The organism is Phreatobacter aquiterrae (genome assembly GCF_053471285.1).
This window is the reverse complement of the sequence record NZ_JBJPHW010000003.1, coordinates 108,341-122,017: the sequence shown is the minus strand read 5'-3', so window position 1 is coordinate 122,017 and position 13,677 is coordinate 108,341. Positions and strand designations below refer to the sequence as shown.

Sequence of the window (13,677 nt, the reverse complement as noted above, 5' to 3'; positions counted from 1 at the left end):
TCAGATACAGCCCGAACCCTGGTTCGGCGTCCGGCTGACAGTCTCGCCGATGCGGGGGCGGGTATAGAGGCGGTCGGACAGCGTGATGGTGCCCGAGATCAGATAGGCGACTGTCGGCGTGTAGTAGAACTTGACCTCGGCGAGCACCAGGAAGCCGGCGGTGCCGATAGCCGGCTTCAGTTCTGTCGGAACCGTCATGGTCTGGCCGCATGTGTAGCGGGTGGTGTTGCGGGCATCGCTCCACACGACGCGCGAGACGCCGAGAATGTCCGTCTGGATTCCGGTGACGACGACCTGCGCCTGCGTCATGGCGAAGGGCGCGATGATATCGGCTGTCGCATCCATGATGTTGCTCATGTCGGTGTTGGAGATCACCGTTGCCTGCGACGAGAGGTCGGACAGGGTGCGGGCAGCGAGCGACACCTTGCGGTCGGCCTGCAGACCCTGCGTCGTCTCGACGGTGGCGAGGAACAGCGTGACCATGAGCGGCAGGATGAGGGCGAATTCCACGGCCGACACGCCGCGGCGGTCGCGGCGCAGGGCGCTGACGGTGTCAGCCGCGCGCCGGGCGAGGGTCGCGGCTTTGCGGATCGGCGATACGGCGATCATCCGACGCTCCATCAGAACGGTTCGTTGCGGAAGGCGGCTGTGGCCATGAGCAGGCGCTTGCCGTTGGCGAGGTCGCCGATGGTCAGGCCGAAGGTCGGCATCAGGACCGGCCATTCATAGACCGCGCGCACCACGACGATGTCGCCGCCGGTACCCTGATTATAGGTCATGCTGCCGTAGTTCACCGTGCCGCCCGAGACGGGCTTGGAGGTGCTGGCCGAGCCGAAGTTCGAATAGGTGCGGACATCGACCGCGATCCCGGCGCAGTTCATCAGGGCATTGGTCTTGTTGCAGATCTCGTTCTTGAACGCCGTCTGGTCGAAGTTCTGGGTCTGCGCCTGCCCGGTCATGATGAGGCGCGAGGCGCTGGCCGTGGCCGTCTCCAGCACCTGACCGGCGAAGAAGACCATCGAGACCTCGATGATGGCGAAGAGCAGGAACAGGAAGGGCCCTGCCACCAGCGCGAACTCCACCGCGGCGACGCCGTCCTGCCGGCGCCCGAAGCGGCGCACGATCCGCGGCCGGACGAAGCCGAGGCGGATCAGGGTCCGGCGCAACCTGGCGATCCTGTCGCCGATCGTCGAGCCAATCCACGCACCAGACATGCCCAAGCCTCCGCCGTTCCCTGTCGGGATTTCCACGACCTCAAGGCGGCTATCCTGACGTAAACCTCTTGACGAACCCTTGCCCTGAGCCCGGGAATTTACGGAATCTGAAGACGGCCCTTGGTCGAGGGCTCAGCGCGGAGTAATGCCGCTTGCGGCACCGTCGCGCGACCGCGAATTGCCGAGGGCGGTGTCGAAGAAGGCCTTCGAGTCGCCGACCGCGATGGTCCTCTCGCAGGTGGGCGAGCAGGAATAGGTCTCGCGGTCGACGCCGCGATAGACCTGCACGACGGCATCGTTCTGCGGACGCACCCGGATCTGGATGGTCAGCAACTGCTCGCCGCGCCCGTCGAGCGCGATCAGGTTGGTCGAGCCGACACTCTTGCCGGTCAGCACCATCAGTCCGCCGCGCTGGACCGTGGCATCGGCGATCAGCGGATTGCCGATGACGAGGGTCGATACGTGCGCGGGCAAGCGCATGACGCGCGCCTGATCCATGGTGACGGTCATGCCCTGGGCCACGACCGCGGCGAGATCCGGCGAGGCGGCGCCGGCGAGCGGGGTTTCCGTGGCGGAGGCTCTGCCACCGGCCACGAGGGCGAGGCACAGCGCCGCGACGGTGACGCCGATGCGCGAACGGGTGTCGAACGGGCCAGTGCGCCGTATCATTGTGTTCATCGAAGCTCTCGCTCGGAGGGCGGACCTGATTGCGCGTCCCAGACAATCAGAAAATGGTGAATGAATTGCCAATTCCGAGATGTGTCTCGCCACGGCATTCTTTCCCGAACAGACCGGTCAGGACGTCCCAGATGATGGCTTCTCATTGCTTCGCACACCATCGCGCATCGAGCGTATATTCCAGCAAGATGCAGAGGATTACGAGGGAAATAATATTGTTTAAAATTGAAACTATCGAATTCAAGTGCGATAAATCGTAGAATATGGGGAAACATAGCGAATGACCGCCATCGATTTAACTGGGCTTCAAGAGTTCGCCTGCATGATCACGACAGTTCGACCGGGTCCTTTCAGTGACCGGCGGGCGACGCCGAATGGCGCTTTCACCACGTGGACACCAGGAGCCAGCCATGAAGACCCTCTTTGCCCGTTTCGCCAAGGACAACTCGGGCGCCACCGCCATCGAGTACGGCCTGATCGCCGCCGGTATCGCCGCCGTCGTGATCACCGCCGTCTACAACCTCGGTTCCAAGGTCAACACGACCTTCACCAACATCGAAGCCGCCATCAAGTAGGCTGTGCGCCCCTCGTCGGGCGGCCATCCATGCCAGTGCGACCAGGCGCGAAACCGTGCCTGGTCGCTGAGCCTTGCAGCCATAGAAGGACAGGTCGACTGTCCTGAGAAATGTCTGGTCTGTCTGTTATCGGATCCTGACATCAACGGGCGGACTGATGGGCAGCCGGGACATCTATTGATGGCGCGCAATGCCGCTCTGATCTGCCCGACACTCAGCAAATTACTCGAACTGTCTCACAAGCAACCTAAGGTAATGTGCAGGAACGTTTCAGAGTTTTCCGTATAACTTTCCATTTGTCGAATAATGACGCGATAATTAATGGAATTAAACCATATTCGACACGGGTCAAGCCCACATTAACCAAGTTTTCGACGGTAGGCTGTTACGGAAATTCAGCAACTCGATTTAACGAAGGCGCAAGACGTGCCTGCTAGTGTGCTTCCAGTTCGAACGGATCATGAAAAGACCGGCGGACAGCGCGTCACAGCGCAACGTGGACACTAGGAGTCAGCCATGAAGAGCCTCTTCGCTCGTTTCGCCCAGGACAACTCGGGCGCCACCGCCATCGAGTACGGCCTGATCGCCGCCGGCATCGCCGCCGTCGTCATCACCGCCGTCTACAACCTCGGTTCCAAGGTCAACACGACCTTCACCAACATCAACACCGCGCTGAAGTGATCGCGAGCTTTGCCCAATCTCAATGGCCCGCCACCGGCGGGCCATTGGCCTTTCCAGGGACATAACGATGAGCGGCATTCCGGCTCCCATCCAGACACGGCGCAGGGCGGTTCCCGCGACGCTGGATACCTCGCCGCTCGCGGCGCTTCGACATGAGCAGGGCCGTGATGTCCGTCTTGTCGCCATGGTCCTTGCCGCCGGCGTGCTCACCGGTCTGACGGCACTGCTGCATTCACTGTCCTGAAACCGGCTGGCCTCCATGGTCGGGCTGCCGATGTCTGAGAGAGGCCCATGTTCGAGTTCGCGATCCTTCTGATCTTTCCGGCGATGATGGCGTTCGCGGCGGCGAGCGACCTCTTCACCATGACCATTTCGAACAGGGTTTCGCTGGTTCTCATCACCGGCTTCTTCGCGATGGCGCTGTTCACCGGCATGGCCTGGCCGATCATCGGCATGCATGTGGCCGCCGGCTTCCTTGTCCTGTCCGTCGGCTTCGTCTGCTTCGCGCTCGGCTGGATGGGCGGCGGCGATGCCAAGCTCGCCGCATCGACGGCCCTGTGGCTCGGCTGGAGCCAGCTCCTGGAATATGCGGTCTTCGCCTCGATCTTCGGCGGCCTTCTCACCCTCGGACTTCTCGCCCTGCGCGGATCTCCGCTCCACCCGCCCTTCCTTCTGCGCGAGGGCTGGTACGCCCGGATCACCGATGCACGCACCGGTATTCCCTATGGCATCGCCCTCGCGGCCGCCGGCCTGATGCTCTACCCGTCCAGCTTCTGGATGACGGGTGCCTTGCGCTGACGGAGCCGGCGTCAGGTGGGCTGTGGCGCGATCATCTTTCGTTAAGTCAACTTGCTCACCGGCAATTAACCATAAGTTGACCTTTCCCTGATCGAATCCGGCTTCAGACAGGGCGACGTGCGCCCGGTCGCGTGTCGAGGGTTCGTGGGATGCGTTTGAAGCCTGCACAGATCGTTGTCATAGCCGTCGCCCTCGGCGCCGGCGGTCTTGCCGCGATGCTGATGGGCGACCGCCGCCCGCCGGCTCCCACGCCCCAGCAGGCGGCTGCCCCTGCGCCGGCCATTCCGACCGTCGAGGTCCTCGTCGCCGCGGTCGACCTGCCGCTCGGCAAGATCGTCGCACCGGGCGAGGTGATGTGGCGCCGCTGGCCGGAAGAGGCCGGAACCGGCAACTTCGTCGTGCGCCGCAGCGGCGACAGCGGAACCGCCGCCATGGATGAGGTGGTCGGCTCCATCGTGCGCACCACCTTCGTCGCCGGCGAGCCGATCCGGCCCGCCCGCCTGGTCAAGGGCAATCGCGGCTTCATGTCGGCGATCCTGACGCCTGGCATGCGCGCCATCGCCGCCCCGATCGACGACCCCTCGCGCGGCGCCGGCGCCTTCATCCTGCCGAACGACCGCGTCGACGTCATTCTGGCGCGCCGCATCGGCAATGCCGCCGCCCAGGCCGAGGGCATGACCCACTCGACCTCGACGGTGCTGCGCAACGTCCGCATCCTCGCGATCGACCAGGTGGTCGAGGAGCGCGGTGGCGAGAAGACCATCGTCGGCCGCACCGCGACACTCGAACTGACGCCTGGTCAGGCCGAGACCCTGGCGCTGGCGCGCGAACTGGGAACCCTTTCCCTGTCGCTGCGCAGCCTTGCCGATTCCGCCGTTTCCAATCTCGCCGGCGAGGCGGCCGGCTCCGGCGATGCCCTGTTCGGCGGCAACGAGGGCCGCATCGCCATCGTCAGGCACGGCGTACGATCCGTCGCCGGTGGCCAGGGACCCGAATGATGTCGCAGCGCCCGCAGTCCGCACCCCCTTCGAAAGACACCCCGATGCACACCATGATGCGATCCTCGGTCATGGCCGGCCGGACCTTCTTCGTCGCCCTGGCGGCGTTCGTCGCGGTGATCCCGCAGGTCGCGGCGCAGACGGCCCATGCGCCGCGCCAGCAGACGACGGTCGCGCGCCAGCCGGCCTCCACGGCGGGCTCCCATACGATTGTCCTGGGCGTCGGCAAGTCGCTTCCCGTGGAACTGCCGCGCGATGCCCGCGACGTCATCGTCGCCAATCCGGCCATCGCCAACGCGGTCGTGCGCTCCGCCCGCCGCGCCTTCCTCATCGGCGTTGCCGTCGGCCAGACCAACGTCTTCTTCCTCGACGGCGAGGGCCGGCAGATCGCCTCCTACGACATCGAGGTCGGCCGCGATCTCGTCGGCCTCCGGCAGACGCTCCGCTCGGCCCTGCCGCACGGCAATATCGAGGTCCGCTCGGTCAACGATTCCGTCGTCGTGTCGGGATCGGTGGCAACCCCCCTCGAGGCGCAGCAGGCGATCGACATCGCCGCGCGGCTCGTCGGCGACGAGAAGAAGGTGGTCAACGCCATCGCCATCCGCGGCCGCGACCAGGTCCACCTGAAGGTGACCGTCTCGGAGATCCAGCGCACCGCCATCAAGCAGCTCGGCGTCAATCTCGGCGCTTTCGATCCGACGTCGACCCTCACCGGCGCCACCGGCAATCTCGGCAATGCGGGCGGCTTCGTCTACGGCCTGCTGACGGCCGGCAGCTACAACGCCACGGGCACCGCGCCGGCCAATTCCGCCGTCATCGGCACACGCGTCGGCAACAACGTCTTCACGAGCACGATCCAGGCCTTCGAGGAGAACGGGCTCGTGCGCACGCTGGCCGAGCCGACGCTCACCGCCATTTCCGGTGAGCAGGCGAAGTTCCTGGCCGGCGGCGAGTTCCCCGTCCCCACCGGTCGCGACCTGTCGGGCAACGTGACGATCGAGTTCAAGCCCTTCGGCATCGGCCTCGCCTTCACGCCGGTCGTCCTGTCGGAGGGGCGCATCAGCCTGCGCGTCGGTGTCGAGGTCAGCGAGATCGACAATCAGCTGACCGTGCAGCTCACCAACATCACGGTGCGCGGCCTGCGCACCCGCCGTGCCGACACGACGGTCGAACTGCCCTCCGGCGGCACCATGGTGATGGCGGGCCTCCTGCAGGAGCAGACCCGGCAGAACATCTCCGGCACGCCGGGTCTTCTCAACGTCCCGGTGCTCGGCGCGTTGTTCCGCTCCCGCGACTACCAGCGCGGCCAGACCGAGCTCGTCGTCATGGTGACGCCTTACATCGTGCGGCCGACGACCGCCAACCAACTCGCTCGCCCGGACGACAATTTCCAGGATGCCTCGGATCCGGCCGGCATTCTCATCGGTCGTCTCAATCGCATCTACGGCTCGGGCCAGGCAGCGCCCGCCCGCGGTCGCTTCAACGGTCCCGTGGGGTTCATCCGTGACTGACCGCCTGACATTCCAGAGGGGTAGCATCATGTCGTTCGGGACCACGGCCAGGCTGGCCCTTCTCGGCGCGGCCATCGCGCTTGGCGGCTGCAAGTCGGTCGCCACGATGCATGACCCCTATCCGCACGACTATCGCGTCCGCCATCCCATCGTTGTCGGGCCGCAGGGCGCCTACGTCGCGACCCAGTGCGGCCAGTGGCCGGAGGATCTCGGCGCCGGGCCGGGCACCACCAACCCGCTGAACCGGCCGAACTGGAACCACGGCTGCGCCACCCAGCACAATCTGGCCTCCATCGTCGCCAACCCGAACGACCTGCTGCAGCCGCGCGCCGAGACCCGACCGGATTCCGCACGCCGCCAGACCGTGCTCGGCCGGTACCGCCGCGGCGATGCGCCCGGTCCGCACACCGTCCACACCCCGATGCAGCCGCTCACCGACATCAAGAGCGCCGTGCGAGGCGGAGGCTGATCCCGTGACAGACGACGTCATCCAGTCCGACGAGGCCGCAGGCGATCAGATCGCCGCGGTGCCGCGCATTTCGCTCCAGGCCTTCTGCGAGACGGCGGAACTGGCCTCCGTCATCGCCGACGCCGCCGAGGACCGGCGCATGGACAAGGCGCATGTCCGTGTCCAGATGGGCGGCGCGCCCGGCGCCGTGGAGGCCTACCGTTCGGCGCCGACCCCCAATGTCGTGATTCTCGAGACCCTCGGTCGCAAGGGCGAGATCCTCGGCTATCTCGACGAACTGGCCGAGGTCTGTGACGCCACCACGAAAGTCATCGTCGTCGGTCAGGTCAACGACATCGTCCTCTATCGCGACCTGATGGGGCGCGGCGTCAGCGACTATCTGATCGGCCCCATCGGCGTGCTCGACGTGATCCGCGCCGTGTCGAACCTCTATGCCACAGAGGGCGCCAAGCCGGTCGGCCGCATCATCGCCGTCATCGGCGCCAAGGGCGGCGTCGGTGCGTCCAGCATCGCCCACAACCTCGCCTGGGCGATCTCGCGCGACATCGGTGTCGATACCTGCATCGCCGACATGGATATCGCCTTCGGCACCGGCGGCCTGGACTTCAACCAGGACCCGCCGCAGGGCATCGCCGATGCGGTCTTCTCGCCCGACCGTGTCGATACCGCCTTCGTCGACCGCCTGCTGTCGCGCTGCTCGGACAACCTGTCGCTGCTGTCGGCCCCGGCGACGCTCGAGCGGGTCAGCGACCTCGGCCCGGAGGCCTTCGACCCGCTGCTCGACATCCTCAAGTCGACCATCCCCTCGATCGTCCTCGACCTGCCCCATGCCTGGACCGGCTGGACCCGCCGCAGCCTGATCACCGCCGACGAGATCCTCGTCGTGGCGACGCCCGACCTCGCCAACCTGCGCAACGCCAAGAACCTGATGGATCTGCTTCGGGCCTCGCGGCCGAACGACGCGCCGCCGCGCTACGTGCTCAACCAGGCGGGAGTCGCCAAGCGGCCTGAGATCAAGCCGGCGGATTTCGCCAAGGCGCTCGAGGCCGAGCCGGTGGCCGTCATTCCCTTCGATCCGCAGCTCTTCGGCACGGCCGCCAACAACGGCCAGATGATCGCCGAGATGGAGCCGGGCCACCGCATCGCCCAGCAGTTCACCGACCTCGCCCTCGCCCTCACCGGCCGCCATGACACGCGCAAGGCCAGGTCCGGGTTCCTCGGTCCACTGTCGCCCCTCCTCGAGAGGCTCACGCAACTCCGCAAGAAGGCCTGACGGTCGATCGAAACCACCTGAGGCAGCATGTTCGGCAAGCGCGGCAATTCCGGTTCAGGCTTCGGGCGTCAGCCACCCGCAGGGGCGGCGACGCTCGAGCGCACCCCCGCGCCCGCGGCGGCGCCCGCGCGCGCGACGGAGCCCGCCCGCACTCCCACCGTCGCATCGCCGCCTCTCGCACCTCCCGCGCCGCCTCCGCCGCAGCCGGAGGAACGCCAGCGCTCGACCAGCTTCTACGAGACCAAGAGCCAGGTCTTCGGCGCCCTGATCGAGGCGATCGACCTCTCCCAGCTCGCCAAGCTCGACGCCCAGTCGGCGCGCGAGGAAATCCGCGACATCGTCAACGAGATCATCACGATCAAGAACATCGTGATGTCGATCGCCGAGCAGGAGGACCTGCTTGAGGACATCTGCAACGACGTGCTCGGCTATGGCCCGCTTGAGCCGCTGCTCGCCCGCGACGACATCGCCGACATCATGGTCAACGGGCCGAACACGATCTACATTGAGGTCGCCGGCAAGATCTCGAAGACCGGCATCCGGTTCCGCGACGGCGCGCAGCTGATGAACATCTGCCAGCGCATCGTCAGCCAGGTCGGCCGCCGTGTCGATGAATCCTCGCCCATCTGCGACGCCCGCCTTCCGGACGGCTCCCGCGTCAACGTCATCGCTCCGCCGCTGTCGATCGACGGCGCAGCGCTCACCATCCGCAAGTTCAAGAAGGACAAGCTGACGCTCGAGCAGCTGGTCAAATACGGCTCGATCTCGCCTGAGGGCGCCGAGATCCTCAAGATCATCGGCCGCGTCCGCTGCAACGTCGTGGTCTCCGGCGGTACCGGTTCGGGCAAGACGACGCTGCTCAACTGCCTGACGCGCTACATCGATTCCGACGAGCGCATCATCACCTGCGAGGACGCTGCGGAACTTCAGCTGCAGCAGCCGCACGTGGTCCGCCTCGAAACGCGGCCGCCCAACCTCGAGGGCGAGGGCCGCGTCACCATGACCGACCTCGTCAAGAACTGCCTGCGTATGCGCCCCGAACGCATCATCGTCGGCGAGGTCCGCGGCCCGGAGGTCTTCGATCTCCTGCAGGCCATGAACACCGGCCATGACGGCTCGATGGGCACCATCCACGCCAACTCGCCGCGCGAATGTCTGTCCCGCATGGAATCGATGATCGCCATGGGCGGCTATTCGCTGCCCGCCAAGACGGTGCGCGAGATCATCGTCGGCTCGGTCGACGTCATCGTCCAGGCGGCGCGCCTGCGCGACGGTTCGCGCCGCATCACCCACATCACCGAGGTTCTCGGCCTCGAAGGCGATACGCCGATCACGCAGGACCTCTTCGTCTACGAGATGCTCGGTGAGGACGAACACGGCAAGATCGTCGGCCGTCACCGTTCCACGGGCATCGGCCGGCCGAAGTTCTGGGACCGCGCCCGCTACTACAACGAGGACAAGCGTCTGGCCGCCGCGCTCGACGCCGCCGATGTCGGCGAGCCGATGAGCTGAGCCCATGCCGGAACTCGATACGCTTGCCATCATTGGACTTGCCGTCATCTGCGCCGGCGGCCTCGCCTATGCGCTGATCTATCCCCTGATGTCGGGAGAGGCGAAGGCCGACAAGCGCCGGGAGGCCGTGGCGCAGACCGCGGCCCGGCCGATCCGCGCCAAGGTCGACGATGTCAGCGCCAAGCGCGCCAGCGTCGAGGACACGCTGAAGGAGCTGGAGCGCCGGCAGAAGAACTCGTCCAGGCCGCCGCTGCAGACCCGCATCGCCCAGGCCGGCCTCACCTGGTCGAACCGCAAGTTCTACGTCATCTCGGCGGCGCTCGGTGTCGTCGGCTTCCTGACGCCCCTGATCATGGGGTTGTCGCTGCTGCCCGCGGCCGCCTGCGCCGTCGCCTTCGGGTTCGGCATCCCGCAATGGTTGCTGAACTTCCTCAAGAAGAGGCGCATGGTCGCCTTCCTCAACGAACTCGCCAATTCCGTCGACGTCATCGTCCGCGGCGTGAAGGCCGGTCTGCCACTGGGGGACTGCCTGCGCATTATCGCCCACGAGGCGCAGGAACCCGTCCGCGGCGAGTTCCGTTTCATCGTCGAACAGACGACCCTCGGAATTCCCCTCCACGAAGCGGTCATGAAGCTTTACGAGCGCATGCCGGTGCCCGAGGCGAACTTCTTCTGCATCGTCGTCTCCATCCAGCAGAAGGCCGGCGGCAATCTGTCGGAGACGCTCGGCAACCTCTCCAAGGTGCTGCGCGACCGCAAGAAGATGAAGTCCAAGATCGTCGCCCTGTCCCAGGAGGCGAAGTCGTCGGCGGCCATCATCGCCTGCCTGCCTCCGGCGGTGATGTTCTTCGTCTATATCTCGACGCCGCAATACATCTCGCTGCTGTGGACAACCGACATGGGGCGGCTGCTGCTGGCCGGCTGCCTGTTCTGGATGTTCACCGGCGTCATGGTCATGCGCAAGATGATCAACTTCGACTTCTGATGGGAGGGCGGAAGCCATGCTGAAGCTCGTCATCGAGAAGCTCCACGACCGCGACTTCGTGATCCAGATGCTGATCGCCATCGCGGTCTGCGCCACCGTGCTGACCTTCGCCATGCCGCTGCTGGCCGGCGACAATCTCGGCCGCCGCATGAAGGCCGTCTCGGTCGAGCGCAACAAGATCCGCGAGCGCGAGAGGGCAAGGCTCGCCAAGGGCGAACGCATCAGCGTGCGTCGCACGCCGAAGGCCTGGATGATGCAGATCGTCGACGGCCTGCAACTCGGCAAGCACCTGGCGCAGGAAGAGGCGCGCGAGAAGCTGATCCAGGCGGGCTATCGCGGCCAGGCGCCCTACATCGTCTTCCTGTTCTTCCGCCTGGTCGTGCCGATCGTCACCGCCCTGGCCACCCTCGTCTATCTCTTCGCCGTCAACGATCTCGGTCAGCCGACGATCGTCCGGATCCTGGCCGCGCTGTTTGCCGCCTATGTCGGCCTGCAACTGCCGATGCTGTTCCTCAAGAACAAGATCGACAAGCGCAAGACCTCGATCCGCCGCGCCTTCCCGGACTCGCTCGACATGCTGCTCATCTGCGTGGAGAGCGGCATGTCGATCGAGATGGCCTTCAAGCGCGTCAGCCAGGAGGTCGGCACCCAGTCGATCCCGCTGGCCGAGGAACTGACGCTGACCACCGCCGAGCTCAGCTACCTGCAGGACCGGCGCATGGCCTACGAGAACCTGGCGAGGCGCACCGACCTCGACGGCGTGCGCGCGGTCACCATGGCGCTCATCCAGTCCGAGCGTTATGGCACGCCGCTCGCCCAGACGCTGCGCGTCATGGCGCAGGAAAACCGCGACATGCGCATGTCGGAGGCCGAGAAGAAGGCGGCGTCCCTGCCGCCGAAACTGACCGTTCCGATGATCGTCTTCTTCCTGCCCTGTCTCTTCGTCGTCATCATGGGTCCGGCCGCCATTCGCCTCACCGGCGCCAACTGAGCGTCAGGTGGGCCCGGCGCCCATCGGCATCGTCCCGAGGGCGGCCACTTCTTCCGCCGGCCCGGCACTTCTTCCGGGGCCGCCGGCGATGACCTTCGCCGTGGCGAGCCGGCGGTAGAGGTTGCGCGAGCGCCTGACGGGCCACCAGTCGTAGAAGAGAATCTGCGTCGGCCGCCAGTTCGCCACCCATCCGAACACCGAAATGCCGTCTCGGAGGCCCTCGCGCCAGCCATCGGGAAGGGGCGAATTGTCCACCGCCCGCGACAGCACGGTGCACAGGGCGAGCACGCAGATGCCGATGGCGAGCGAGATCACGCCGGTGCGGATCAGCTTGCGGAAATTCTGGTCCTCGCCCGCCGCCTGACGGGCGAAGTGCATTTGCAGCACATCCTGGAGCCGGGCGGTGTCCGCCGCGGTGGCCGGCTTGCCACGGATGCTGAGGGCGACGACGAACCGGCTTCGCCGCGGTGCGTACCAGGCCTCCGATGCGATGTATTGCGCCGCCGTCGTGTTCAGGCTGTTCTCGGTGAACGGAGACGGGTCGAACGTCGAGAACAACTGCTTGACGTCGTGGACGTCGAGCGCGATCCGGGTCTGCCTTGCCATCACTTGTGTCCTCAATGGCCCGATCCGCGCCAGGATGAGGGGACCGGTCCTTGCCGTCGAGAGCCGTCAGGCCCGCGCCAGACGTTCACGCCGCATCAGAAGCCAACCAACAATGGCGAGGTTCACCAGGTTCCACAGGATCCCGTTGACGAAGGCGGCGTGGTAGGAGCGGGTGATGTCGTAGATGACGCCGGAGATCCAGCCGCCGAAGGCCATGCCGAGCAGCGTCGCCATCAGCGCGATGCCGACGCGGGTGCCGGCCTCGCCGGGCGAGAAGTACTCGCGCACGATGATCGCGTAGCTCGGCACGATGCCGCCCTGGAACAGGCCGAACAGGATGGAGAAGATGTAGAGCGGCGTCAGCGCGTCCGAGGTCAGGAACAGGACGAGGGCCAGTCCCTGCAGCGCCGAGCCGAGCAGGAGTGTGGCGAGCCCGCCGATGCGGTCGGCGACGAAACCCGATCCGACGCGGCTGATGATGCCGAAGGCCAGCATCAGCGACAGCATTTCCGAGCCGCGCGCCACGCCGTAGCCGAGATCGGCGCAATAGGCGACGATATGCACCTGCGGCATGGACATGGCGACGCAGCAGGCGACGCCGGCGACAGCCAGCAGCAGCGTCAGCATGTTTGGCGACAGGCCGAGCGCGGCCGGACTCGCCGAGCGCGCCAGGCTGGTCGAGCCCGCCGCGACGACAGGTGGCGGCCGGCGCAGGAGGAGGGCGAGCGGCAGCATCAGCACCACGACGGAGACGGCGATGATGAGATGCGTCGTCCGCCAGCCGACACTGTCCAGCGTGAAGCGCACGATTTGCGGCCAGACCGCCCCGGCGAGATAGTTGCCCGATGCCGCGATGGCGACCGCGATGCCGCGCCGCCGGTCGAACCAGAACGACACATGGGCGAGGAGCGGGCCAAAGACTGCCGCCGAGCCGAGCCCGATCAGCAGGCCGTGGGCGATGGCGAAAACGTAGATCGACGGCGACAGGGCCGCGGCGACATAGCCTGCGCACAGGAGAAGGCTGCCGCCGATGACGGGCGCCATGATGCCGTATCGGTCAGAGAAGCGGCCCATAAGCACGCCGCCGCCGGCGAATCCGAGCATGGCGAAAGTGTAGGGCAGCGAGGCCTCGCCCCGCCCGACGCCGAAATCGGCCTGAACGGCCGGCATGACGACCACCACCGACCACATGCCGACGCCGCCGATCGTGCCGAGGGCGAGCGCGATGCCGAGCCGCATCCAGGCGGCCGGCCCGTCGATGGCCGATTCCGGGGTCGAGTGGTCGTCGCGAAGGGATTGATGCACCGGGGGAGCCTGCCTGCCAGACGGACGGGCCGGGACGCTAGCATTCTCCGTTTGCACAAAACAGCGGCAGTGCTGCGCGGC

Annotated in this window: 16 protein-coding genes; 11 read left to right on the top strand and 5 right to left on the bottom strand. The window is 66.3% G+C overall.

Translation table 11 applies throughout. The features are described 5' to 3' along the window. The 3 genes from ACJ4V0_RS05625 to ACJ4V0_RS05615 all read right to left on the bottom strand — a co-directional run bounded on the left by ACJ4V0_RS05625 (position 1) and on the right by ACJ4V0_RS05615 (position 1,892). Positions 1-609 carry a TadE/TadG family type IV pilus assembly protein gene (locus ACJ4V0_RS05625; protein WP_448298583.1) on the bottom strand — a complete coding sequence of 203 codons (609 nt, stop codon included), beginning with the start codon at positions 607-609 and terminating at the stop codon, positions 1-3. Between the two features lie 11 nt (positions 610-620). After that, positions 621-1,214, bottom strand: a complete 594-nt coding sequence (locus ACJ4V0_RS05620) for a TadE/TadG family type IV pilus assembly protein (protein WP_448298582.1) — start codon at positions 1,212-1,214, stop codon at positions 621-623. Positions 1,215-1,346: 132 nt separating this feature from the next. Continuing rightward, a complete protein-coding gene (locus tag ACJ4V0_RS05615) occupies positions 1,347-1,892 on the bottom strand; it encodes a pilus assembly protein N-terminal domain-containing protein (protein ID WP_448298581.1) in 546 nt (181 codons plus the stop codon). 410 nt (positions 1,893-2,302) lie between these two features. On the opposite strand from ACJ4V0_RS05615, the gene ACJ4V0_RS05610 reads away from it, so the two are divergent. From ACJ4V0_RS05610 to ACJ4V0_RS05560, 11 genes are all read left to right on the top strand, one after another. Further along, positions 2,303-2,467, top strand: a complete 165-nt coding sequence (locus tag ACJ4V0_RS05610; protein ID WP_448298580.1) for a Flp family type IVb pilin — start codon at positions 2,303-2,305, stop codon at positions 2,465-2,467. 516 nt (positions 2,468-2,983) lie between these two features. Continuing rightward, positions 2,984-3,148 carry a Flp family type IVb pilin gene (locus ACJ4V0_RS05605; protein WP_448298579.1) on the top strand — a complete coding sequence of 55 codons (165 nt, stop codon included), beginning with the start codon at positions 2,984-2,986 and terminating at the stop codon, positions 3,146-3,148. 67 nt (positions 3,149-3,215) lie between these two features. Continuing rightward, positions 3,216-3,392 (top strand): hypothetical protein, encoded by a 177-nt coding sequence (locus ACJ4V0_RS05600; protein ID WP_448298578.1) that lies wholly within the window; start codon positions 3,216-3,218, stop codon positions 3,390-3,392. A gap of 47 nt (positions 3,393-3,439) precedes the next feature. Next, complete coding sequence (locus ACJ4V0_RS05595; protein ID WP_448298577.1) at positions 3,440-3,946, top strand: A24 family peptidase; 507 nt, start codon at positions 3,440-3,442, stop codon at positions 3,944-3,946. Between the two features lie 149 nt (positions 3,947-4,095). Further along, complete coding sequence (gene cpaB, locus ACJ4V0_RS05590; RefSeq protein WP_448298576.1) at positions 4,096-4,944, top strand: Flp pilus assembly protein CpaB; 849 nt, start codon at positions 4,096-4,098, stop codon at positions 4,942-4,944. Positions 4,945-4,988: 44 nt separating this feature from the next. After that, the gene (locus ACJ4V0_RS05585) at positions 4,989-6,455 is read left to right on the top strand and encodes a type II and III secretion system protein family protein (RefSeq protein WP_448298575.1); all 1,467 of its coding nucleotides are present in this window, start codon (positions 4,989-4,991) and stop codon (positions 6,453-6,455) included. A gap of 28 nt (positions 6,456-6,483) precedes the next feature. Beyond that, positions 6,484-6,924 (top strand): CpaD family pilus assembly lipoprotein, encoded by a 441-nt coding sequence (locus tag ACJ4V0_RS05580; protein ID WP_448298574.1) that lies wholly within the window; start codon positions 6,484-6,486, stop codon positions 6,922-6,924. Between the two features lie 4 nt (positions 6,925-6,928). Further along, on the top strand, positions 6,929-8,197 hold the full coding sequence (locus ACJ4V0_RS05575; protein ID WP_448298573.1) for a CpaE/TadZ family protein: 1,269 nt from the start codon (positions 6,929-6,931) through the stop codon (positions 8,195-8,197). A 27-nt stretch (positions 8,198-8,224) separates the two neighbouring features. Beyond that, positions 8,225-9,709 (top strand): TadA family conjugal transfer-associated ATPase, encoded by a 1,485-nt coding sequence (locus ACJ4V0_RS05570; protein ID WP_448298572.1) that lies wholly within the window; start codon positions 8,225-8,227, stop codon positions 9,707-9,709. 4 nt (positions 9,710-9,713) lie between these two features. After that, the gene (locus tag ACJ4V0_RS05565; RefSeq protein WP_448298571.1) at positions 9,714-10,694 is read left to right on the top strand and encodes a type II secretion system F family protein; all 981 of its coding nucleotides are present in this window, start codon (positions 9,714-9,716) and stop codon (positions 10,692-10,694) included. Positions 10,695-10,710: 16 nt separating this feature from the next. After that, positions 10,711-11,685, top strand: a complete 975-nt coding sequence (locus ACJ4V0_RS05560; protein WP_448298570.1) for a type II secretion system F family protein — start codon at positions 10,711-10,713, stop codon at positions 11,683-11,685. Positions 11,686-11,688: 3 nt separating this feature from the next. Here ACJ4V0_RS05560 and ACJ4V0_RS05555 read toward each other — a convergent pair whose 3' ends face one another. After that, on the bottom strand, positions 11,689-12,291 hold the full coding sequence (locus tag ACJ4V0_RS05555; RefSeq protein ID WP_448298569.1) for a hypothetical protein: 603 nt from the start codon (positions 12,289-12,291) through the stop codon (positions 11,689-11,691). Positions 12,292-12,357: 66 nt separating this feature from the next. Further along, positions 12,358-13,530: an MFS transporter gene (locus tag ACJ4V0_RS05550; RefSeq protein ID WP_448298933.1), complete on the bottom strand. Its 1,173-nt coding sequence runs from the start codon at positions 13,528-13,530 to the stop codon at positions 12,358-12,360. Positions 13,531-13,677: the final 147 nt, after the last annotated feature.

Bases quoted from the DNA above. Each gene is read 5' to 3' on its own strand.
- ACJ4V0_RS05625 (WP_448298583.1), bottom strand. From the start codon at position 609: ATGATCGCCGTATCGCCGATCCGCAAAGCCGCGACCCTCGCCCGGCGC.
- ACJ4V0_RS05620 (WP_448298582.1), bottom strand. From the start codon at position 1,214: ATGTCTGGTGCGTGGATTGGCTCGACGATCGGCGACAGGATCGCCAGG.
- ACJ4V0_RS05615 (WP_448298581.1), bottom strand. From the start codon at position 1,892: ATGAACACAATGATACGGCGCACTGGCCCGTTCGACACCCGTTCGCGC.
- ACJ4V0_RS05610 (WP_448298580.1), top strand. From the start codon at position 2,303: ATGAAGACCCTCTTTGCCCGTTTCGCCAAGGACAACTCGGGCGCCACC.
- ACJ4V0_RS05605 (WP_448298579.1), top strand. From the start codon at position 2,984: ATGAAGAGCCTCTTCGCTCGTTTCGCCCAGGACAACTCGGGCGCCACC.
- ACJ4V0_RS05600 (WP_448298578.1), top strand. From the start codon at position 3,216: ATGAGCGGCATTCCGGCTCCCATCCAGACACGGCGCAGGGCGGTTCCC.
- ACJ4V0_RS05595 (WP_448298577.1), top strand. From the start codon at position 3,440: ATGTTCGAGTTCGCGATCCTTCTGATCTTTCCGGCGATGATGGCGTTC.
- cpaB (WP_448298576.1), top strand. From the start codon at position 4,096: ATGCGTTTGAAGCCTGCACAGATCGTTGTCATAGCCGTCGCCCTCGGC.
- ACJ4V0_RS05585 (WP_448298575.1), top strand. From the start codon at position 4,989: ATGCACACCATGATGCGATCCTCGGTCATGGCCGGCCGGACCTTCTTC.
- ACJ4V0_RS05580 (WP_448298574.1), top strand. From the start codon at position 6,484: ATGTCGTTCGGGACCACGGCCAGGCTGGCCCTTCTCGGCGCGGCCATC.
- ACJ4V0_RS05570 (WP_448298572.1), top strand. From the start codon at position 8,225: ATGTTCGGCAAGCGCGGCAATTCCGGTTCAGGCTTCGGGCGTCAGCCA.
- ACJ4V0_RS05565 (WP_448298571.1), top strand. From the start codon at position 9,714: ATGCCGGAACTCGATACGCTTGCCATCATTGGACTTGCCGTCATCTGC.
- ACJ4V0_RS05560 (WP_448298570.1), top strand. From the start codon at position 10,711: ATGCTGAAGCTCGTCATCGAGAAGCTCCACGACCGCGACTTCGTGATC.
- ACJ4V0_RS05555 (WP_448298569.1), bottom strand. From the start codon at position 12,291: ATGGCAAGGCAGACCCGGATCGCGCTCGACGTCCACGACGTCAAGCAG.
- ACJ4V0_RS05550 (WP_448298933.1), bottom strand. From the start codon at position 13,530: ATGCGGCTCGGCATCGCGCTCGCCCTCGGCACGATCGGCGGCGTCGGC.